This window comes from Pseudomonas graminis (genome assembly GCF_900111735.1).
Taxonomy (GTDB): Bacteria; Pseudomonadota; Gammaproteobacteria; order Pseudomonadales; family Pseudomonadaceae; genus Aquipseudomonas; species Aquipseudomonas graminis.
Genome location: NZ_FOHW01000031.1, coordinates 1 through 19,249, shown reverse-complemented (window position 1 = coordinate 19,249; position 19,249 = coordinate 1). Strand labels below are relative to the sequence as shown.

Sequence of the window (19,249 nt, the reverse complement as noted above, 5' to 3'; positions counted from 1 at the left end):
TCCAACAATTGGTCAGCACAATCGGTCACCGGATGTCACGACCTGCCATAGGGCAAACACGCAACACCCCGAACAAAACAAATAAAAAGGGCACGCCATGTCTCTCACGCTTGAGCACGTCAGCCGCGCCGTCGACGGTCAGATCTGGATCGACGATGCTTCGCTGAGCTTTGAACCCGGCTCATTCAACGTATTGCTGGGGCGCACCTTATCAGGCAAAACCAGCCTGATGCGCTTGATGGCCGGTCTGGACAAGCCAGACAGCGGCCGGGTACTGATGAATGGCAAAGATGTCACCCAGGTCGCGGTGCGTCATCGCAATGTCTCCATGGTTTATCAGCAGTTCATCAACTATCCGAGCATGACCGTCTACGACAACATCGCCTCGCCACTGCGCCAGGCCAAGATGTCGAAGGACGAAATCGACCGCCGCGTCCGCGAAACCGCGAAGATGCTGCGCATTGAAAAATTCCTCAGCCGCCACCCCCTCGAATTGTCCGGCGGCCAGCAGCAGCGCACGGCCATGGCGCGGGCGCTGGTCAAGGACGCCGAACTGATTCTGTTCGATGAGCCGCTGGTCAACCTCGACTACAAGCTGCGCGAAGAGCTGCGTCAGGAAATGCGCCAGTTGTTCGAGACGCGCAATACCATCGCTATCTATGCCACCACCGAGCCGAACGAAGCGCTGGCGCTGGGCGGAACTACGACGATCCTGCACGAAGGCCGTGTGATCCAGAGCGGCCGCACGCCCGAGGTGTATCACCAGCCGAAAACCGTGCTGGCCGCCGAATTGTTCTCCGAGCCGCCGATCAACCTGATGCCCGGTCGTATCGAAGGCAACGAAGTCAGCTTCGCCAACTTCGTGCACTTCCCGTTGAACGTCGACCTGCGCACCATCGGTGACGGCGAATACCGCTTTGGCGTGCGCCCGAGCCATCTCAGCCTGGTGCCGTCCAACGACGACGACCTCGAACTGGCGGTGACCGTCGAGCTCGCCGAGATCAGCGGTTCGGAAACATTCCTGCACGTGCGCAACGAGCATTTCTCGCTGGTGCTGCATCTGCCGGGCGTCCACGAGTACGACGTGGACACGCCGATTCGCGTGTACATCCCGACTCACAAACTGTTCGTATTCGATCAGCAGGGCGGCCTTATTCAGGCGCCGGGCCTGCGCATGGCGAGGGTTGCCTGATGGCCGAGATCCGCTTGCAACAACTCGCGCACAGCTACAGTGCCAATCCCACCGGCCCTGAAGACTATGCCATCCGCGAAATGACCCACATCTGGGAGCAGGGCGGCGCGTATGCCTTGCTCGGCCCGTCCGGCTGCGGCAAATCGACCTTGCTCAACATCATCTCCGGCCTGCTCAGCCCGTCCGAAGGCAAGGTCCTGTTCGACACCACCGTGGTCAACGACATGTCGCCGGAGGAGCGCAACATCGCTCAGGTATTCCAGTTCCCGGTGGTCTACGACACCATGACGGTGTACGACAACCTTGCCTTCCCGCTGCGCAATCAGGGCATGCCGGAAGCGAAAGTGAAGATCAAGGTGCAGGAGATCGCCGACGTGCTGGATCTGCAGCCGTTGCTGAAGAAGAAAGCCAAAGGCCTCACCGCTGACGAGAAACAGAAAGTCTCCATGGGCCGCGGGCTGGTTCGCGATGACGTATCGGCAATTCTGTTCGACGAACCGCTGACCGTGATCGACCCGCACCTGAAGTGGAAACTGCGCCGCAAGCTCAAGCAGATCCACGAGCAGTTCAACATCACCATGGTTTACGTCACCCACGATCAGCTGGAGGCTTCGACCTTCGCCGACAAGATCGCGGTGATGTACGGCGGCCAGATCGTCCAGTTCGGCACCCCGCGCGAGCTGTTTGAAAAGCCGCACCATACCTTCGTTGGCTACTTCATCGGCAGCCCCGGCATGAACCTCATCGAGGTCAAGCCTGAGGCGGGCGGCGTGGGTTTCGGCGGCATCCACCTGCCGTTGTCCGAGGCCTTGCAGCAGCGTTTGGCCGCCACTCAGTGGAGCACGTTGAAAGTCGGGATTCGTCCGGAGTTCGTGCACGTCTGGGACAGCCCCAACGATGACGCCATGCAAGCCGACGTGACCTACGTCGAGGACCTGGGGACCTACAAGATCCTCACCCTCAAGCTGGCCGGTCAGTTGCTGAAAGTACGCGTGCAGGAAGACAAGCCGGTGCCCCAGGGCCAGGCCTGGATCAGTTTCCCGTCGCAATGGCTGATGCTCTACGCCGATGAATTTCTGCTGGAGGCCGCGGCGAACACACTGCCGGCCAGCGAGGTGTCCCATGACTAAAGTGCAAAACAACAAGGCCTGGTGGCTGGTGCTGCCGGTGTTCCTGCTGGTGGCGTTCAGCGCCATCATTCCGATGATGACCGTGGTCAACTATTCGGTGCAGGACATCTTCGACCAGTCCAGCCGCTACTTCGTCGGCGCCGACTGGTTCCGGCAAGTGCTGCAGGACCCGCGTCTGCATGACTCGCTGCTGCGCCAGTTCATCTACTCCGCCTGTGTGCTGCTGATCGAAATCCCGCTGGGCATCGGCATCGCCCTGACCATGCCGACCAAGGGGCGCTGGTCATCTGTGTGCCTGATCGTGATGACCATTCCGCTGCTGATCCCCTTCAACGTGGTTGGCACCATCTGGCAGATCTTCGGCCGTGGCGACATCGGTCTGCTGGGCTGGATGCTCAACGATGTGCTGGGCATCAGCTACAACTACGCGGCCAACGCGTCGGACGCTTGGGTGACCGTGCTGGTCATCGACGTCTGGCACTGGACCTCGCTGGTGGCATTGCTGTGCTACTCGGGTCTGCGCGCCATTCCGGACGTGTACTACCAGGCAGCGCGAATTGATCGGGCGTCCAACTGGGCCGTGTTCCGACACATCCAGCTGCCGAAGATGAAGAGCGTACTGCTCATCGCCGTGATGCTGCGTTTCATGGACAGCTTCATGATCTACACCGAGCCGTTCGTGCTCACCGGTGGCGGTCCGGGCAACTCGACGACCTTCCTCAGCCAGACCCTGACGACCATGGCCCTCGGCCAGTTCGACCTGGGCCCTGCGGCGGCGTTCTCGCTGGTGTATTTCCTGATCATTCTGTTGGTGTCGTGGGTGTTCTACACCGCCATGACCCACAGCGAAAAGAACTGAGGAGCGCCCATGAACAAGCGCGAGAAAGTGTCGTTCAAAAAGCTCATACCGCTGTGGATCTACCTGCTGTTTCTGCTGGTGCCGATCTACTGGCTGGTCAACATGTCGTTCAAGACCAACACCGAAATCCTCGGCGGCCTGACCCTGTTCCCACAGGACTTCACGCTGGCGAACTACAAGGTGATCTTCACCGACGAAAGCTGGTACAGCGGCTACATCAACTCGCTGTACTACGTCTGCCTGAATATGGTGATATCGCTGAGCGTCGCATTGCCTGCGGCCTATGCGTTTTCACGCTATCGTTTCCTCGGCGACAAACACCTGTTCTTCTGGCTCCTGACCAACCGGATGGCGCCACCTGCGGTTTTCCTGCTGCCGTTCTTCCAGCTGTACTCGTCCATCGGCCTGTTCGACACGCACATTGCGGTAGCGTTGGCACATTGTCTGTTCAACGTGCCGCTGGCGGTGTGGATTCTGGAAGGCTTCATGTCCGGCGTTCCCAAGGAGATTGACGAAACGGCCTACATCGATGGCTATAGCTTTCCCAAGTTCTTCGGCAAGATTTTCATCCCGCTGATCGGCTCGGGTATCGGTGTGACGGCGTTCTTCTGCTTCATGTTCTCCTGGGTCGAATTGCTGCTGGCGCGCACGCTCACCTCGGTCAACGCCAAGCCGATCGCAGCGGTCATGACCCGTACCGTTTCGGCGTCGGGTATTGATTGGGGGGTGCTGGCAGCGGCGGGGGTGTTGACCATTCTGCCGGGGATGCTAGTGATCTGGTTCGTTCGTAATCACGTGGTCAAGGGCTTCGCTCTTGGTCGTGTCTGAGGAGTCGAAAAATGGAGTGGATGTCCTGGACCCTGCCAACTGCTATTTTCTTTGCGTCTATCGCTGCGATTCTGGTTGCGATGACGGCCTGGGAACTGCGTTCGGCGAGCATTGAACGTCGTGGTTTTCTACCGATTGCCACCACACGCGGCGATCGTCTGTTCATCGGCCTGCTCGGAAGCGCTTACCTGCACCTGATGGTGATCGGCGCAACGAGCTGGAATATCTGGGTGGCCTCAGGGTTGTCTCTGGTCTGGCTGTTGGTGGTGATGCGTTGGGGTTGAAGAAAAGCGAAATGTAGCTGTAAGAGCGCTTGCCCGATGGCGGTGTGTCAGGCCATTCGTCCTGCATACGCGGATCGCATTCGCGGGCAAGCGCGCTCCTACAGATGAAAATGCGAGCACGTTGGATCACATAAGAATCAACACAAGAGGTGTCTATGTTCAATAAGAAAAACAAGCTGCGACATAGTGTGACGGTAGCGACGATGGTAATGCTCAGTGGCTTGAGCGTGTCGGCCTGGGCCGATCAATACGAGGATGCCGCCAAGAAGTGGGCCTCCAGCGAGTTCAAGCCGACCACGCTGTCCGATGCCGATCAGCTCAAGGAGCTGGAGTGGTTCATCAAGGCGGCCGAGCCGTTCCGCGGCATGGACATCAAGGTGGTTTCCGAGACCTTGACCACCCATGAGTACGAATCCAAAACCCTGGCCAAGGCGTTCACCGAAATCACCGGCATCAAGGTCACCCACGACCTGCTGCAGGAAGGCGACGTGATCGAAAAGCTGCAGACCGCCATGCAGTCCAACCAGAGTATCTATGACGGCTGGGTCAACGACTCCGACCTGATCGGTACCCACTTCCGCTACGGCAAGGCGATGTCGCTGACCGACCTGATGGCCAGCCCGGAAGGTTCGAAAGTCACCTCTCCGACGCTCGACATCAAAGACTTCATCGGCACCTCGTTCACCACGTCGCCTGAAGTCAAAGACGCGTCCGGTAAAGTCGTCACGCCGGCCAAGCTGTATCAGCTGCCTGACCAACAGTTCGCCAACCTGTACTGGTTCCGCGCCGACTGGTTCGAGCGTCCTGACCTGAAAGCGAAATTCAAGGCCAAGTACGGTTACGAGCTGGGCGTTCCGGTGAACTGGTCCGCCTATGAAGACATCGCCAAGTTCTTCAGCGAAGACGTCAAGGAACTCGACGGCAAGAAAGTCTACGGCCACATGGACTACGGCAAGAAAGACCCGTCCCTGGGCTGGCGCTTCACCGATGCCTGGTTCTCCATGGCCGGCAGCGGCGACAAAGGCTTGCCGAACGGCTTGCCGGTCGACGAGTGGGGCATCCGTGTAGAAGACTGCCACCCGGTCGGTTCGAGCATCACCCGCGGCGGCGACACGAACGGCCCGGCAGCCGTATTCGCCACTCAGAAATACATCGACTGGCTCAAGGCTTACGCACCACCTGAAGCGGCAGGCATGACATTCTCCGAGTCCGGCCCGGTGCCGTCCCAGGGTAACGTCGCTCAGCAGATCTTCTGGTACACCGCTTTCACCGCTGACATGACCAAGCCAGGTCTGCCAGTCATGAACGCCGACGGCACGCCGAAATGGCGGATGGCGCCGTCGCCAAAAGGTCCTTACTGGAAAGAGGGCATGAAGCTGGGTTATCAGGACGTGGGCTCCTGGACCTTCCTCAAGTCCACCGAAGAGAAGAAGCGCCTGGCCGCCTGGCTCTACGCGCAGTTCGTAACGTCGAAGTCCGTCTCGCTGAAGAAAACCATCGTGGGCCTGACGCCGATTCGCGAATCGGACATCAACTCCAAAGAGATGACCGCCCTGGCGCCGAAACTCGGTGGTCTGGTCGAGTTCTATCGCAGCCCGGCCCGCGTGCAATGGTCGCCAACCGGCACCAACGTTCCGGATTATCCGAAGCTGGCACAGCTGTGGTGGAGTCACGTGGCTGAAGCCGTCACCGGCGAGAAAACCGCCCAGGCGGCCCTCGACGGTCTGGCCAAGGACCAGGACGCTATCATGACTCGCATCGAGCGCTCCAAGGTGCAGGACGCGAGTGGTTGCGCACCGAAGATGAACCCGGAAACCTCGGCCGAAGAGTGGTACACCAAAGCCGAGAAGAGCAACGGTGCCTTCCTCGCGCCGCAACGCAAACTGGCCAACGAGAAACCGAAGGGCGAAACCATCGCTTACTCGGACCTCTTGAAGAGCTGGGAAGCCGCGAAGAAGTAACCTGCACGCTTCTACGTTCGGCGCATAAAAAAACGGCACCCTCGGGTGCCGTTTTTCATGTGCGCGCTTTGCTGCTCAGGGCTTGGGAAATCAGCCGTGCAGCGTTTCAGCCGCATACAGCGTGTTTTCCAGCAGGCAGGCGCGGGTCATCGGGCCAACGCCGCCTGGCACCGGCGTGATCCAGCCGGCGCGGGGCAGGGCGGTTTCGTACACCACGTCGCCTACCAGCTTGCCGTCATCCTGACGGTTGATGCCGACGTCGATGACGATGGCGCCTTCCTTGATCCACTCGCCCTTGACCAGTCCCGGCTTGCCGGCCGCTACCACCACCAGATCGGCACGACCGACGTGTCCGGCCAGATCCTGGGTGAAACGATGGGTCACGGTCACGGTGCAGCCCGCCAGTAGCAGCTCCATCGCCATCGGACGACCGACAATGTTGGAAGCACCCACCACGACTGCGTCCTTGCCGTACAGATCGACACCGGTGCTTTCCAGCAGGGTCATGATGCCCTTGGGGGTGCACGGGCGCAGCAGCGGAATGCGCTGGGCCAGCCGGCCCACGTTGTAGGGGTGGAAACCGTCAACGTCTTTATCCGGGCGGATGCGCTCCAGCAGGCTGGAAGATTCCAGATGCTCGGGCAGCGGCAGTTGCAGCAGGATACCGTCGATGGCCGGGTCGTCGTTGAGGCGATCGATCAGATCGGTCAGTTCGGTCTGGCTGGTTTCACTGGGCAGGTCATAGGCCTGGGAGATGAAGCCGACCTCTTCGCAGTCTTTGCGTTTGTGCGAGACGTAAACCTGAGAGGCGGGGTCGCTGCCGACCAGAATCACCGCGAGGCCGGGCGTGCGCAGGCCTTGCTCGCGACGCTGGGCGACTCGTTGAGCGATCTGCTGGCGCAGGTTGGCTGCGATCGCTTTGCCGTCTATTAGTTTTGCAGTCATTACGCGTGATTAACCATCGGAAGGGGAGGGAAAAAGAGCGCGCATTCTCGCATGACCTGACGCAAGGGCAAAGACGGTTGGTCCGCTTAATAAGCTAACCCCTTTAATTAACTGAATTTTTTTGAAAAAAGTGTTGACGACCTTTTGGGCCGTCTATAAGATTCGTCGCACTTGTCGGGCACAACCCCACACAGGATAAGCCGGAAGCGGCGGATCAGGTCGAAAGGTTGAATAAGTCAGGTAGAGTTAAGATCTGCTCAGCGTGATTGAAAGCTCTTAATTTGCAGTCTCACGAAGGCAAATGAAATAAGTGCCCGTAGCTCAGCTGGATAGAGCATCCGCCTTCTAAGCGGATGGTCGCAGGTTCGAGTCCTGCCGGGTGCGCCATTAGGCAGCTTTGGCACAAGTAGCATTCAGCTTGAATGCGTCGGTTACAACGCAATATGGTGGGCGTAGCTCAGTTGGTAGAGCACGGGATTGTGACTCCCGTTGTCGAGGGTTCGATCCCCTTCGTCCACCCCATATTCGAAAAGGCGCCAGATTCATAATCTGGCGCCTTTGCTTTAAGCGCTTCAAAACGCGGATGTGGTGGAATTGGTAGACACACTGGATTTAGGTTCCAGCGCCGCAAGGTGTGAGAGTTCGAGTCTCTCCGTCCGCACCAACTTATAAATCAAGGGTTTACGAGCTTTAACGCTACCTTCCCTTGAGACGCTGGAACAACAGCGTGAACTGAGCGTGAACTCGACTGTTCACGCAACCCGTCTAGAACCCCGACTGCATCCCTTACTCGAGCTGGCGCCAGGTGCGCATACCGCTCAGTCATCGTGATCGTCGAGTGCCCCAGCAAATCCCGAACCTCTGCCAGCGCAACCCCCGCGCTGATCAAATGTGCCGCGCACGTATGACGCAGATCGTGGATCACGAAATCCTTGATCCCCGCCCGTTCGCACGCCACCTCAAATCCCTTTCTGATGCAGGCCACCCGTTCGCCGCTACTGCGCGCAAACACCCAGGGCGACCCGGGACAGGTTTCAGCCCGGTAGGCCATCCTTCCCTTCAGCGCATCCAGCGCCCCTTCGTTCAGCGGAATGCTTCGCCGCTTCCCTGCCTTCGTGTGTATCCCTTCCAGATAGATCAGCTTGTTGACCAGATCCACCCGGCGCCACTCAAGCCCCAACATTTCCTCTTTGCGGCACCCGGTGTTCACCGCCAGGTGAATGAAGTCGTCCAGCAAGGCGCCGTTGCGCTGTTTGCGCGCAGTCCTGCAGAGCAGTTCCACTTCCGCGCGAGTCAGCCAACGCACCCGGCCTTCGGGTTCCTTCATTGTTCGGCCCTTCACAGGGTTGGGCAGCGCCCATTCAAACTCGACGTTGCACCAGTTGATCGCCGCCGACAGCGCGGCGAGTTCCCGGTTGATGGTCGCCGCCGACTTGCCTGCGTCCATGCGTCGGCTGGTGTACGCGCGAATGTGTTTTCCCGCTAGGTCATTCACAATCACGCCGGTAAAATGTTCACGTAACGGTTTGACTCTGTGCATGGTGGTTTCGAAACTGCGCTGGTGCTGGCTGGCGTGGCGCAGAAACGGAATCATCACATCATCGAAAGAACGGGGCGGATTCACGCCCCACTCTTTTTCCTTCCAGGCATCCGCCTTGGCCTGCTGCTCTACTGCTTTCGCCGCCGCGAAGTCGCTAGTGCCAGAAGATCGTCGTATTCTTTTGCCGTCTGCCTGGGTGACAAAGATCCACCAATGTGGCGAATCTTTTCGTTTGTAGGGCATATCGTCTCCTCCGATACGCCGCCCGCGCCGCGGATACTATCAGCGGCGAACGCGTCGATCATCTGTTGCAGCTGTTCACGGTGCACTCGCACGCCGCGTTTGAGTATGCGCACGGTGGGGATGAGGTGGTCGTTAGCCATGCGGTAAGCCGTCGCCCGGCTCACATCCAGCATCTTCGCCGCCTCGGTAACTGAAATCAGGGACATGGCTACCTCCGTCCGGGGTCTATGCGGGGTTGAGTTATTCTTCGTCGTCTTCACTGCGCTGGCGGCGAGTGACTTCGTAGGCAAAGTCTTCCCAGCGGCGGCGCTCCGCTCCGTCCATGCCGTTCCAGTTGGGGGCAACGTCAGAGGAGACGACCTGTCCACCCTTGAACACCATCGTTCCGCAGTTGCTTCCGATGTCTTCATCGGCGAATACGACGGTGATCTCCACGTCATGGTGCTTAGCTGAGAGGGCCTTGCAGACCGGCTCCGGACATGACCATGCCGTCTCAAACTCCAGCATTTCAGAATCTTCATAATCCGCCTGATTGCAGGCGTTCCACTTCGTACCCCACTCATCGCGGGCGAAGTCGAGACTGTGGAAGTATCCGATCTGCCGCTTATTGCGCAGCATCTGAACGAACTGCTCGAACTGCTCATCGTTGAGCTTCAGAGCGCTGGTTCCCTGTCGGTTGGATTGCTGCAGCGAGGCGATCAGGGGGTGACTGTCAAGTGGCTGCTGCGTGATCACTTCTGCGCACTGCTCGGCGGCGCCGTCGATGCCGTTCCAAGGGAAGGTGCCGGTGAAGGGGATCAGCATGTTGAAGTCGATCCGCCCTTCCGAATTGATCAGCGATTGCAGCACTTCTTTAGGAGCGCTGACTTTGTTGGTTACCCAATTTGGCATGGCAATAGTTCTCCGTCCCGCCGTACACCGGCAGGCATGTGGATAGATTGGGAAGGGGTTAAGAAAAAAGGTCAGGCTTGGGGCGCTTGGCCCGGCGAAGCGGAAGGTTGTGTTTGGGAAAGAAGTTGCGGCGTGCTGCAAGCCAGGCTTTGTAACCCCAGCCACTGCGTGAGCTGTAAGGGTATGACTCGTCGATAACTTTGCTGGTCGCCAAAGCATCCAACCCTTCAGCCTTGCACCGCGAATGCATTGACTCCATCCGCTGCCAGCATTCGGTGTACCAGGTCACGGGGCCACCCGCTTGAACTCGACCACCCAGACCCATGGGTTGGCGGCCCATGCGTCTGGGCCGTTGATTCCTGACCAAAGATCCCGAAAAGCTGGAACCGGATACTTGTGGCACGCCCCACCTTCATCTGTAGCGGTCCACATTCGACAGGCGTCGTCTCTGTGCACACCTTCCGCCACGGCGTCCTCGTAGGTGATGGCCTGCAGCCGCTCGACGCGCACGTCTGTAATCTCCAGCAGGATGCGGCTGTGCCGCCTGAACATGTGGATGCTGGGTTTCCAGCGGATCGCGCTTGATGGTGGAAGGTTTTCCCAGCCCTGACCCTTTAGGCAATCGGGATAAGTCGCCCGGTACACCGTCGGGCCCGGATCAAGGTTCGCAGGCTGGGCCCAGGTCTCGCGCACCCACAGTCGGTCGCCGGGCTGACCGTAGGGGCACATGTCCGCATTGCCGGGCAGCGCGAGAAAGGCAGGCTCGAAACCGGCAGCCAGGCAATCGAGGGCTGCCTGTTTCTTCACCTCGCGGCGCGTGACCGTCTTCCGGCCCTCCAGGAGGGCGCGCACCATCGGCGCCGAGAACAAGATCGGGCGTTCTTTGATGGCCGTCATGGCTTCACCCGCTGGCCCAGCAGCACGTCAGTGACCACCTCCCAAAGCTTGGCCGGCGACCATTGATAGCGGTCGAAGTCTGTGTCGGGCTGTACGCCGAAGCGGCACGTCGAGTGGGCGCCCGCTGGGAACTCACTCTGCTTCTGCATGATTGTTGCGACTCGGCCGTCCCCGCCTGGCTCTGTCCGATGGTATTCGTAGGCGCGTGTGCCGTAGTCGTTACCAGCGCGAACCTCGAAGACCGGTCCACGCTCCAGAATGGCCCGCCCGTCTGGCGTCCATGGTCGTCCGCCGTTGGCGCCGCGCTTACCCTCGTGCAGGTAAAGGACGAAGTCGCCTTCGTCATGGCGCTGCATGTCGAAGCAATGGTTGATCTGCGTCCCGACCAGCACGCGAGACACGAAGTCGAAGCGGTGGTCGTGAATGGCTGAGTGCTCGAAGCACGCGCGCCGCGGCAACTCCGGATGCCATACATGTAGGCGTTGATTTCCTTCCAACTGCACTTGGACAAAGCCCAGGCCGTGCAGCGTGATTTTGTCGGTCATGATGTCGTCGATAATCATCGGCAAAGCTCCGCCTCGCCGCATACGCAGCAGGCAATAGGGATAGGGTGGGGCCGAACGGGCGGCGGGGTTATTGCGCGGGGTTCAGCAGTTCGGTCCGGCGCAGGCAGACGGTGGGGAAGCCGTATTCAATGCAGGCGCAGTGCTCGGCACAGGCTTCAGTGTGCCGCTCGGCTCGCAGTAACCCGTGCTTGACGGCGATGTCCTGGATCTCGCCGCCGTCGTACGAAACTCCTTCGTAGGCGGCGCTGACGATTTCGTTGGCGAATTCACGCAGGCCGGCCGGCCCCGGCAGCGCTGAGCGGATGTCCCCGCCGCGACACTGCGCCAAACGCTCCGCCGGACAATCGCTCAACCGCTTTGCTTGATTGCTCATAACCCCTCCTGCGGCGAAACGATGCCGCTTGATTGAATGACGGCCATTTTCAGATGGCCGGCCAGTTCGATTTCCACGTTGGCGCCGCGCGAGATTTGCCAGCCAGGCAGATACGCCACGGTGTCGCAGGTGAGCATCTGGCGGATCGCGTCACGCATGTACAGCTCCCACACGTGCCCCGGAACAGGCGGGCTCTCGGCGGGATTCTCGACGGTGTAACCGAGTGCGCGGAGGCGGGCGGCTTCCGCATTGAATGCTGGGTAGTTGAAGTCGGCGATGCCTGACATCGGCCCGCTGAGGTATATGCGTGTGGCAGAAATCTTGAGCTCCATATAGATTGCTCTTCGAAGGATGACCGAACGAGGGTGCTCGCACGCCTAGATGGTGTGAGCAGTTTTTAAGGATACGCAGTGTTTTTTGTCTTCAATGGATGGTTCTTTAATTGAGAAAAGCTGATTCTGATACAGCGTATTTGAAGTTTGAGAGAGAGCACTTCTTTCTCCTGGACTTCTATGTCGATTCTGTCATTGCTCTTCGTGAGCACTCTTCGAAAGATTCCTACGCAAGCAAACTTGCCGAGTTATGCTTCCACAAGATGTATGTGTCGTTTGAGGTCTATCTTTCAGATTTGTTCGTAGCGTTGGTCAATATTGACCCTTCGCAATACCAGCGTTCCCTGCACGCATCTGCCCTCCGGTCCATGGAAGCTGGTGTCCCAGAATGGCTTAAAGAACGAATAAGCTTCAAAACAGAGAAACACATTAAGCTTGATGATGTCAGGCATCTTTTAGATGCCACGCAGGCAAACATAACATTCAAAAGTGTCAAAGATTTGAAGGCTAAAGCTAAAAAGTGGCTATCCAAAGACCTGGCGAAGCCATTTCAGGCGCTTCGCCCTGAAGATGAAGCACTATTTCAGGCTGCGATAGCTATGAGGAATTTTGTGGCCCACGAAAGCACTAGAGCTCGTATAGCAATGAATGAAGCTCTCAGGGATCTCGGGAATTACGAAGATCACGCCGACTTGAAAATCTCTTCAAATGATGTCAGAGCGGTTGGCGCCTACTTGAAGTCAACTACTTTCTACGGTCCGCGACTTATAAGCTTCATCATCAAGCTTGGGGATCTTGCGGTATTGCTTAACCCGGATGTAAGAAAAATCAGAAAATCCAGGGCTCGTTCGCTGGCAGATGGTACAGAGCGGTAACCAGCAAGCGCGGAGCCATCTGATGTCCTATTCTTGTCGCACCATGAAATGAAACGATGGATACGGTCATGAGCGAAGACAGGGAAAGGGTTTTGCGGATGGCGCTGAAGGCGGTGCTGGTTGCGGCGCAGGAATGCTGCGTTGATATCGACGAGCTCACCGAGTTGGCTATTCAGTCGATGTACGGCGAGCAGCTCTACAACCCAGCGGATGTGGCTGAGGCGACTGTGGCGATTGAGGTGGCGGCCGATGCGCTGCCGGCGATCCACTGATCAGGCCGCTTTGCGTGCCGCGTTGACTGCTTGTCGCACGGTTTCGAATTCGCTCGACAGTATCTCCACAGCGCCTTCCACCTGGTCACTTCCGGCCTTGAGTTCGAAGCCGAGGTGGAAGTACACCGCACCTTCATATTCAAAGAAGATGCCGCCTCCCATGAACACGCTGCCCCAGCAAATGCCGACGGCCTTCCAGACCTCGTCTTTGCTTATCCGGGCTGGGCAATGCTCGTTCCACAGCGCTCGCAGTCTTTCGTGCTCAGCCTTGTAGGCTGCTCGCGCCTCCTTGGTGGCGCCTTTCTCTGGCTTCGCGCTGCTGCGCAGGTCGCGATAACCGTACTGGTCTGGTCGGCACCAGTGGGGGTCAAGGTCCCGACTCGCGCTTATCTTGACCCTGCCGACGTAATTTTCGCTGCCCGAATACATCGGTGAGCCAGGCCCGCCGAACACATCGGCCATCCTAATTCGCATTGCATGGAACGCTGCAAGCTTCGCATCCCACGCCAGAACTGCGGCCAACACCGTGGAGTCTTTTGTTTTGTAGTAGTAGCTGCTCATTCTGTTGCCTCGCGCAGAATCAAGCCTCCGAAAGTTCGGTGGCGAATAGGTTGGTGGTGGGCTATACGTGGTGACCGGCGTAGGGCCTGGTCTGGGAGAACGAGAAGTGGCTTTGTACAAATATGTGACTGCCGAAACGGCGATGAGGATTCTAAAAGGCAGCATAAAATTTACGCAGCCTGGCGCATTTAACGACCCCTTTGAACTGCTTCCTCAATTCATCGTGCCTGCTGAGAGTGAGGGTAAGGAGGCGGGGTTCTCGTTCTGTGTCATCAGTCCGAGGCGAAAGGGGTTAGACAGAAGCCATATCCCGGGCCCTGATAAACTTCGAAGCGATGTGCATGCTCGGCAGATCGTAAACTCCTTAAACGATAGCGTAGGCATTCTGTGCTTGAGCAAGAATCCGGATAGCCTTCTGATGTGGGGGCATTACGCGAAAGAATATTCCGGCGCAATAATAGAATTTGATGAGACGCACGAGTTTTTCAAAGGGTTGAACCCAGTCAAATATCAAAAACGCAGACCTGTCTATAACCTCAGTGACTTTGTTAATCTCCAGGTTCCTATCGCTGATCTATGCGTAAAACCCAGTGTATGGAGCTACGAGCGCGAGGTACGATTGGTACGTTCCGTAAAAGACTGTAATGTTAAGCATGTGGATGGGTTGAAATTGCCTATTATCACTATGGATCTACCATCGGAGTGCGTTACTTCAGTTTATATGGGGGAGCGCATGGATATCCTTCAACAGCGCTCAATCTGGGAGTTAGTCAAGCATACGAACATTGCATTAAGCTTTGCCGCAGTTGCAAACTGGGAATACGCATTTAGATACGATCCGATAAAGTTCAAAGGGCCTCTCATAGGTAGCCCGATAATCACTCCAGTTACCGCCCATATCTTTAAAGATGATGCTGGCGAACTCGGGGACATTGCAAGATGGTTTTTAAAAGAGCATCCCATGGCCAATTTCGTCAGCCACAGGTGCTAAACAGGCCGAACGCTCCGTGCTATACCAGGCTTTTTTGTTATGGCGCCCTTCCTCAGAAGCCTGGCGAGTCGTTCAGCTATCGCGTTGTGGCGTACCCCAACTGCGTCAGCTAGATCCGCGATGGTTGGGGAATACCCATGTTGATTGATGTACTGCGTGATAAATCTCAAGGTTTCGGCTTTCACCACCGTCAATTCATTCTTCCGCATCTGGGTCCACCTCAGCCATTCCGGCCGCTTCCAACTTACGCGTCAGGTTTTCGTTAACGACAAAGCCTAACGTGTGAGGCTTGAGAATCTGCGCTGCTTCATCCTTTGGCGCCCTGAGCACGTACAGCACCAGCGTTTGATACAGCTCCTGCGCGTTGTCGAAGCCGTGCAGTTTGAGGAAGTCAGGCAGCTGCGCGGCGATGCCCTGTGCCACTTCAATCGTTACTGTTGCGATTCCCAGCTCGGCCTTCTTTTGCTTCTGCCTCAGGCGGTACGCCGCAGCGTGCTTCGCGGCTGCTGTCTGTTCCATTGCGTGGATCTCCGATCTGATGCGCTGGCAGGTTTAGCCAGGTCGTGCGCCGACGCTGATTGGCGCACTTGAATAGACGCCGCATCAGGTGGCCGCGGTGAATGTGATGTCGTGCTCTCGGGCTGTGAGAGCGACGGTGCGGGTATCGACGCCGAGCTTCATGCCGATCTGACGGGCGTTCAGGCCAGCCTTAGCCAGCGCGCGAATCCGGGGCACCCGCTTGGCTCGCTTGGCCTTGAGCGTTTCCAGATGATTCGTGGTACCCAGCAGCGGCGCGTTGGCGCTGACGCCCTGGTCGATCTGCTGGATCCTGTGACCGGTGGCGATGAAGTGATCGATCTGAGCGGACAGTTGCGCGATGGCCTGCTTGTGCTGGTCCGGCACGCTCTCGCCGATCATTGCAGCACCGCCTGCGACAGCTCCACCACTACGCCATCGGCGCGCGCCTCGAGGACCTGAGCAAAATTCGATGCTTCCTTGTAGCTGAAGCGGAAGCCGCGGACCTTTCCGGTGCTCAGCTCCACGACGTGCCAGGCATTGGCGCTCTTCGCGACGACCTGGTAGCGAATCTTCTGGGCTGGCGGCTCTTTACCGATCATGGCGTAGAACTCCGCTGTAGCGAGGTGAGTGCGAGCGCGCATGGCGTTCAGGCCATCCACGCGCTGCTGAATTTGTGGGTGCATGTCCTTTCTCCAGTTCGTTGCGTGTACTCGTCAGCACTCTGGCCGCCTGACGTGAGCCGATTGGGCGCAGGGGAGAGTGCTGGCGGGTAAACGCGGGGTGAAAAAAAGCCCCATCGAAACGGGGCTTTGATATCGCTGGTTCACGAGGCCTCCCTACGTGAGCCTTTCTTGTCGGCGCCGCCTGATGCGGTAGGCCGGTTCAATTTTGTTTACATGGCTGCAAATCCTCGGGAAGTTGATAGGCACAATGCAGGTGGGCGGTTATGGGCCGCAGATTCGTCCGCATCGGAGATCGCCCTGAGCGGCCGAGGCCTCCCGAACGTTACAGGTCGGGCGATCTCCGATGCGGCCTGGTAAGCGTTGAAGCGTTCCAAGTTATCGGGCAGTTTTCGTCAGGCTGACGCTGGCGCTGGTTGTCTATCTGCCAACTGCTTCCAGTTCGGCGTGACTGTCTTGCAGGCGCTGGATGAGTTCCATCCTTTCATTTCCGGACAGGTGCCGTGATGCTTGAAACAGCCCCTCGGCCAGGTCGCCTTCGAACTTCATTGAGCCCGCTGCGTGTTCCAGGTCGAGCCGGATGCGCTTGGCTAGCTGATCCATCGATCAGATGAACGCTGTGAGCGTCTTTGAGCCGTCAGCGTGAACTGTGGTCAGTTGCATTGCGGGGCCGTTTTGCGAGCGGTGTCCTTGTCGGATGATCTGAGCTGAACGGTTGAACCGGTCGTTGTGGTTCTCGTCACCATCAGGCAGATGAGTGGTGCAGGTCAGGCTCGAACAGTCTTCGCCATTTGGGCCTTCACCATCGTGGGCGATATCGAAACTGGCGATCATCACGATGCCATGTTCGCGGGTAATTGCGATGATCTGTTGCATAAGAGGGCTGATCTGCTCGTCGTAAATCTCTTCTTTGTTCATGCTGTCACCTCCGGTTGATTTCCCGTCTGGCCCTGTTGCCAAGGCCAGCCAGTGAAATCGCGGCATCAGGCTTGTAGCTGCTGCTGCTGCGCTGCTGCTTCTGCCACCGCTTCAACGGGCGTTAAGCCGCCACTGTAGTAATCAAAAAGGTCGCTGTGATCGTCGATGTGTTGTAGGGATCGACCGGCGATGTGCTCACACCGTCCGAGCCATGATTCCCACTTCCTGTCTTCTGAGGTGCTGCCACATTCATAAGGACGCATGTTCGTGCTCCGGTTGATTTCCCGTCTGGCCCTGAGCATCCAAGGCCAGCCAGTGAAACGTTGTCGCGCTACACCGCCGATGGCTTCGCGCTGCGGCTTGTTCGGCCTTGAGCTTCCCTGTTCACGTCGCTTAGATCGGCTTCTGCGTCGCGGTCATGGGGTTAGATATTCTCTACACGACAGCCAACTGCAGCTCGGCGGCCCGGTGGGGTGGGCAGTCCGTCGTGGGTTGCCGGTCCGTTTGCCGGCTGGTCTTACTACTTCATTGGCAGGTGCCTCCTATGGTGTTTGTTCCTTGCCATGCGTTTTGCCGGATTCATATCTCTGCCCAAGTCACACATTTCGTGTTCGGTGTTGTTCTTGGGTGGCTGCATGGTTTGGCGTACTCGCGATCTGGCGAGTACGGCAGCTATCCAGAGGCTGCGTGGACGACGATTTAGCTTGTTCCGACCCAGTGGGTACGCCGTGGTGGTCACGTCTGGTTTTTAAAGAGCGTCGCGGCTTTCGCTGCTGGGCCCGTACTGCATGGCTTGATGCGGATTTAAGCAAGCTGAAATAGCTTAGTCAAGCAATCTGAAATAAATAATTCAGGATGCTTAAATGTGTAGGCGCAAAAAAGCCCGCGGCGCGGGCTGTTTTCATGCTTCACAGTATTCTTGCCAAGCGACCCTGTAGCCGTCGCCCTCTACCCTCTCAATCTTGATCCCGGCAGTGCCTGCCATTTCGCTCAAGAGGCGTCGCCAATCTGTAGGGCTCTCGTCAGGCAGCCTGGAAATGATCGCGAACTGAATTTTCTGGACCTTGGGGTCACTGATGATTTCTCGCACGCGATGACCGATTTGTTCGTATGTGCGAGGTTTGGAGCGGGTGAAGTCAGGGTGTGAAAGCATTTGAACCTCCGTTTCTTGCTGTACGGATATACAGTATTGGATCCCTGCGCAGACGACAAGCGCGAGGAGTACAAATGTTCTCCATTGAGCTGTAGGCGCAAAAAAGCCCGCGCGGAGGCGGGCTATTCTCTCTACGGAACTCGGTCAGAACTTCATAAGCGCCCTGACGACCACCCCAATGATCCTGCAGTCATCGGCAACCACTTCAATAGGGTATGCCGGGTTGAGAGGCTTCAAAAACCGGCGCCCGCCGTCGTCTACCAGCTTCTTGAAAGTAGCTTCATTGCTGTCTCCGAGCTTGGCTACAACGAGCTTTCCTGACTGCGCATCTGCTTCGGTGTCCACTAGGATCAACGTTCCCTCTGGCACGCTCTGACCGACCGAAGATGTCATCGAATCGCCTTTGACCTCCAGCCAGAAGGCCGGGCCCTTCGAATCGTATTCAGACATTTCGTAACGGTCGGAAAAGCCTGGGGGATAGGGCTCCACCGCTTCAGCCCAGGCGCCCGCTGCCACCCACGATATGACCGGGTACCGGTAGGCCATATTTGGCTGGGCGGTGTGGGCCACATTGGCGTCTTCGGGTGCTGAGGTCTCAGCACCTTCACCAATGGCCAGCCATTCAGCTCTGTAGCCAGTAGCCTTGGCTAAGGCGTAAAGGTTTTCAGGCCTCAAGCTTTTGCTCTCGCCTGAAATCCACTGCGTGACGGCTGAGTTTGCAACACCGCAAGCGGCCGCTATCTCGCCTTTTTTCATGCCGCTAGCCGCTATGGCCTTGGCGATACGTTCGTGTCTATCCATGGACTCAATATTAAGTTAGCTGAATTTAAGTATGCAGTTTGCTGAAGGATTTCTTGACGCCTGTAACTTAAGCATGCTGAAATTACTGCATGCTCCAACGAGGACGCGTGATGAAAACCCAACAAGTCGCTGAATTTTTCGGCAACAAGAAGAAATTGGCGGAAGCCCTGGGGATCAAGCCAAGCGCAGTGACGATGTGGGGGGAAACCATTCCGGTGTCCCGGCAGTACCAGATCGAGGTTTTGTCGAAAGGTAAATTCAAGGCTTCTCGAACGCTTGCGGCCTGATTTCTTAGCACCGAAACATTTTGCAATGCGTGATGGCACGCAGCCACTGAAACAAATTTGAGGGTTTACGAATGGAAGATTTCTTGCGGGCCTGCCACACGACGGTGAAGGAAAGCGGCGCCGAGGAGCTGGCCGGGAAGATGTGTCTTGC

The 19,249-nt window shown here is 57.6% G+C and carries 28 protein-coding genes and 3 tRNA genes; 13 read left to right on the top strand and 18 right to left on the bottom strand.

The annotated features are described in order from the left end of the window. Positions 1–97: 97 nt before the first annotated feature. From BMY98_RS20175 to BMY98_RS20150, 6 genes are all read left to right on the top strand, one after another. The gene (locus BMY98_RS20175) at positions 98–1,192 is read left to right on the top strand and encodes an ABC transporter ATP-binding protein (RefSeq protein WP_074892082.1); all 1,095 of its coding nucleotides are present in this window, start codon (positions 98–100) and stop codon (positions 1,190–1,192) included. Beyond that, positions 1,192–2,322: an ABC transporter ATP-binding protein gene (locus BMY98_RS20170; protein ID WP_074892080.1), complete on the top strand. Its 1,131-nt coding sequence runs from the start codon at positions 1,192–1,194 to the stop codon at positions 2,320–2,322. The genes BMY98_RS20175 and BMY98_RS20170 overlap by 1 nt, the downstream gene beginning before the upstream one ends. After that, positions 2,315–3,181: a carbohydrate ABC transporter permease gene (locus BMY98_RS20165; RefSeq protein WP_074892078.1), complete on the top strand. Its 867-nt coding sequence runs from the start codon at positions 2,315–2,317 to the stop codon at positions 3,179–3,181. The genes BMY98_RS20170 and BMY98_RS20165 overlap by 8 nt, the downstream gene beginning before the upstream one ends. A gap of 27 nt (positions 3,182–3,208) precedes the next feature. After that, complete coding sequence (locus tag BMY98_RS20160; protein ID WP_074892149.1) at positions 3,209–4,009, top strand: carbohydrate ABC transporter permease; 801 nt, start codon at positions 3,209–3,211, stop codon at positions 4,007–4,009. An 11-nt stretch (positions 4,010–4,020) separates the two neighbouring features. Then, positions 4,021–4,293, top strand: coding sequence for a DUF2160 domain-containing protein (locus tag BMY98_RS20155; RefSeq protein WP_074892077.1), 273 nt, complete (start codon positions 4,021–4,023; stop codon positions 4,291–4,293). Positions 4,294–4,448: 155 nt separating this feature from the next. Then, positions 4,449–6,254, top strand: coding sequence for an ABC transporter substrate-binding protein (locus tag BMY98_RS20150; RefSeq protein WP_074892075.1), 1,806 nt, complete (start codon positions 4,449–4,451; stop codon positions 6,252–6,254). Positions 6,255–6,344: 90 nt separating this feature from the next. Here the strand turns inward: BMY98_RS20150 and folD are convergent, their stop codons facing one another. After that, positions 6,345–7,199 carry a bifunctional methylenetetrahydrofolate dehydrogenase/methenyltetrahydrofolate cyclohydrolase FolD gene (gene folD / locus BMY98_RS20145; protein WP_074892073.1) on the bottom strand — a complete coding sequence of 285 codons (855 nt, stop codon included), beginning with the start codon at positions 7,197–7,199 and terminating at the stop codon, positions 6,345–6,347. A 310-nt stretch (positions 7,200–7,509) separates the two neighbouring features. Between folD and BMY98_RS20140 the strand changes: the two genes are divergently transcribed. The 3 genes from BMY98_RS20140 to BMY98_RS20130 all read left to right on the top strand — a co-directional run bounded on the left by BMY98_RS20140 (position 7,510) and on the right by BMY98_RS20130 (position 7,863). Beyond that, positions 7,510–7,586, top strand: a tRNA-Arg gene (locus BMY98_RS20140). Between the two features lie 59 nt (positions 7,587–7,645). Continuing rightward, positions 7,646–7,721 (top strand) — tRNA-His (locus tag BMY98_RS20135). 57 nt (positions 7,722–7,778) lie between these two features. Continuing rightward, positions 7,779–7,863, top strand: a tRNA-Leu gene (locus BMY98_RS20130). Between the two features lie 9 nt (positions 7,864–7,872). On the opposite strand, the gene BMY98_RS20125 is transcribed toward BMY98_RS20130, so the two are convergent. From BMY98_RS20125 to BMY98_RS20090, 7 genes are all read right to left on the bottom strand, one after another. Then, the gene (locus tag BMY98_RS20125; RefSeq protein ID WP_139214546.1) at positions 7,873–8,982 is read right to left on the bottom strand and encodes a tyrosine-type recombinase/integrase; all 1,110 of its coding nucleotides are present in this window, start codon (positions 8,980–8,982) and stop codon (positions 7,873–7,875) included. Then, a complete protein-coding gene (locus tag BMY98_RS20120) occupies positions 8,868–9,188 on the bottom strand; it encodes a helix-turn-helix domain-containing protein (protein WP_074892071.1) in 321 nt (106 codons plus the stop codon). The genes BMY98_RS20125 and BMY98_RS20120 overlap by 115 nt, the downstream gene beginning before the upstream one ends. A 34-nt stretch (positions 9,189–9,222) precedes the next feature. After that, positions 9,223–9,873, bottom strand: a complete 651-nt coding sequence (locus BMY98_RS20115) for a DUF1281 family ferredoxin-like fold protein (protein WP_074892069.1) — start codon at positions 9,871–9,873, stop codon at positions 9,223–9,225. Between the two features lie 285 nt (positions 9,874–10,158). Continuing rightward, the gene (locus BMY98_RS20105) at positions 10,159–10,770 is read right to left on the bottom strand and encodes a hypothetical protein (protein ID WP_074892065.1); all 612 of its coding nucleotides are present in this window, start codon (positions 10,768–10,770) and stop codon (positions 10,159–10,161) included. Further along, complete coding sequence (locus tag BMY98_RS20100; protein ID WP_074892063.1) at positions 10,767–11,333, bottom strand: hypothetical protein; 567 nt, start codon at positions 11,331–11,333, stop codon at positions 10,767–10,769. The genes BMY98_RS20105 and BMY98_RS20100 overlap by 4 nt, the downstream gene beginning before the upstream one ends. 70 nt (positions 11,334–11,403) lie before the next feature. After that, positions 11,404–11,709 carry a hypothetical protein gene (locus BMY98_RS20095; protein WP_074892061.1) on the bottom strand — a complete coding sequence of 102 codons (306 nt, stop codon included), beginning with the start codon at positions 11,707–11,709 and terminating at the stop codon, positions 11,404–11,406. Beyond that, complete coding sequence (locus BMY98_RS20090) at positions 11,706–12,041, bottom strand: DUF4406 domain-containing protein (RefSeq protein WP_074892059.1); 336 nt, start codon at positions 12,039–12,041, stop codon at positions 11,706–11,708. The genes BMY98_RS20095 and BMY98_RS20090 overlap by 4 nt, the downstream gene beginning before the upstream one ends. 110 nt (positions 12,042–12,151) lie before the next feature. On the opposite strand from BMY98_RS20090, the gene BMY98_RS20085 reads away from it, so the two are divergent. Continuing rightward, positions 12,152–12,916 carry a hypothetical protein gene (locus tag BMY98_RS20085; RefSeq protein WP_074892057.1) on the top strand — a complete coding sequence of 255 codons (765 nt, stop codon included), beginning with the start codon at positions 12,152–12,154 and terminating at the stop codon, positions 12,914–12,916. Between the two features lie 68 nt (positions 12,917–12,984). Further along, positions 12,985–13,188 (top strand): hypothetical protein, encoded by a 204-nt coding sequence (locus tag BMY98_RS20080; protein ID WP_139214545.1) that lies wholly within the window; start codon positions 12,985–12,987, stop codon positions 13,186–13,188. Here the strand turns inward: BMY98_RS20080 and BMY98_RS20075 are convergent, their stop codons facing one another. After that, entirely contained in the window at positions 13,189–13,749 is a 561-nt protein-coding gene (locus BMY98_RS20075; RefSeq protein ID WP_074892053.1) for a hypothetical protein, read from the bottom strand. 106 nt (positions 13,750–13,855) lie between these two features. Here BMY98_RS20075 and BMY98_RS20070 point away from each other — a divergent pair, with 106 nt between their 5' ends. After that, a complete protein-coding gene (locus BMY98_RS20070; protein ID WP_074892051.1) occupies positions 13,856–14,740 on the top strand; it encodes a DUF2971 domain-containing protein in 885 nt (294 codons plus the stop codon). Here the strand turns inward: BMY98_RS20070 and BMY98_RS28175 are convergent. From BMY98_RS28175 to BMY98_RS20030, 9 genes are all read right to left on the bottom strand, one after another. Continuing rightward, complete coding sequence (locus tag BMY98_RS28175; protein ID WP_074892049.1) at positions 14,737–14,949, bottom strand: LexA family protein; 213 nt, start codon at positions 14,947–14,949, stop codon at positions 14,737–14,739. The genes BMY98_RS20070 and BMY98_RS28175 overlap by 4 nt on opposite strands. Continuing rightward, positions 14,936–15,259, bottom strand: a complete 324-nt coding sequence (locus tag BMY98_RS20060) for a hypothetical protein (RefSeq protein WP_083398841.1) — start codon at positions 15,257–15,259, stop codon at positions 14,936–14,938. The genes BMY98_RS28175 and BMY98_RS20060 overlap by 14 nt, the downstream gene beginning before the upstream one ends. An 84-nt stretch (positions 15,260–15,343) precedes the next feature. Next, positions 15,344–15,658 carry a hypothetical protein gene (locus BMY98_RS20055; RefSeq protein ID WP_074892047.1) on the bottom strand — a complete coding sequence of 105 codons (315 nt, stop codon included), beginning with the start codon at positions 15,656–15,658 and terminating at the stop codon, positions 15,344–15,346. After that, positions 15,655–15,942 carry a hypothetical protein gene (locus tag BMY98_RS20050; protein ID WP_074892045.1) on the bottom strand — a complete coding sequence of 96 codons (288 nt, stop codon included), beginning with the start codon at positions 15,940–15,942 and terminating at the stop codon, positions 15,655–15,657. The genes BMY98_RS20055 and BMY98_RS20050 overlap by 4 nt, the downstream gene beginning before the upstream one ends. 417 nt (positions 15,943–16,359) lie before the next feature. Beyond that, complete coding sequence (locus BMY98_RS20045; RefSeq protein WP_074892043.1) at positions 16,360–16,542, bottom strand: hypothetical protein; 183 nt, start codon at positions 16,540–16,542, stop codon at positions 16,360–16,362. A gap of 3 nt (positions 16,543–16,545) precedes the next feature. Continuing rightward, positions 16,546–16,857, bottom strand: a complete 312-nt coding sequence (locus BMY98_RS20040; RefSeq protein ID WP_074892041.1) for a hypothetical protein — start codon at positions 16,855–16,857, stop codon at positions 16,546–16,548. 65 nt (positions 16,858–16,922) lie between these two features. Then, the gene (locus tag BMY98_RS26970) at positions 16,923–17,120 is read right to left on the bottom strand and encodes a hypothetical protein (protein ID WP_139214544.1); all 198 of its coding nucleotides are present in this window, start codon (positions 17,118–17,120) and stop codon (positions 16,923–16,925) included. Positions 17,121–17,758: 638 nt separating this feature from the next. After that, positions 17,759–18,010 (bottom strand): DUF1654 domain-containing protein, encoded by a 252-nt coding sequence (locus tag BMY98_RS28170; RefSeq protein ID WP_074892039.1) that lies wholly within the window; start codon positions 18,008–18,010, stop codon positions 17,759–17,761. Between the two features lie 144 nt (positions 18,011–18,154). After that, the gene (locus BMY98_RS20030; protein ID WP_074892037.1) at positions 18,155–18,811 is read right to left on the bottom strand and encodes a LexA family protein; all 657 of its coding nucleotides are present in this window, start codon (positions 18,809–18,811) and stop codon (positions 18,155–18,157) included. Between the two features lie 110 nt (positions 18,812–18,921). Between BMY98_RS20030 and BMY98_RS20025 the strand changes: the two genes are divergently transcribed. Beyond that, positions 18,922–19,098 (top strand): Cro/CI family transcriptional regulator, encoded by a 177-nt coding sequence (locus BMY98_RS20025; RefSeq protein WP_074892035.1) that lies wholly within the window; start codon positions 18,922–18,924, stop codon positions 19,096–19,098. Positions 19,099–19,249 lie beyond the last annotated feature (151 nt).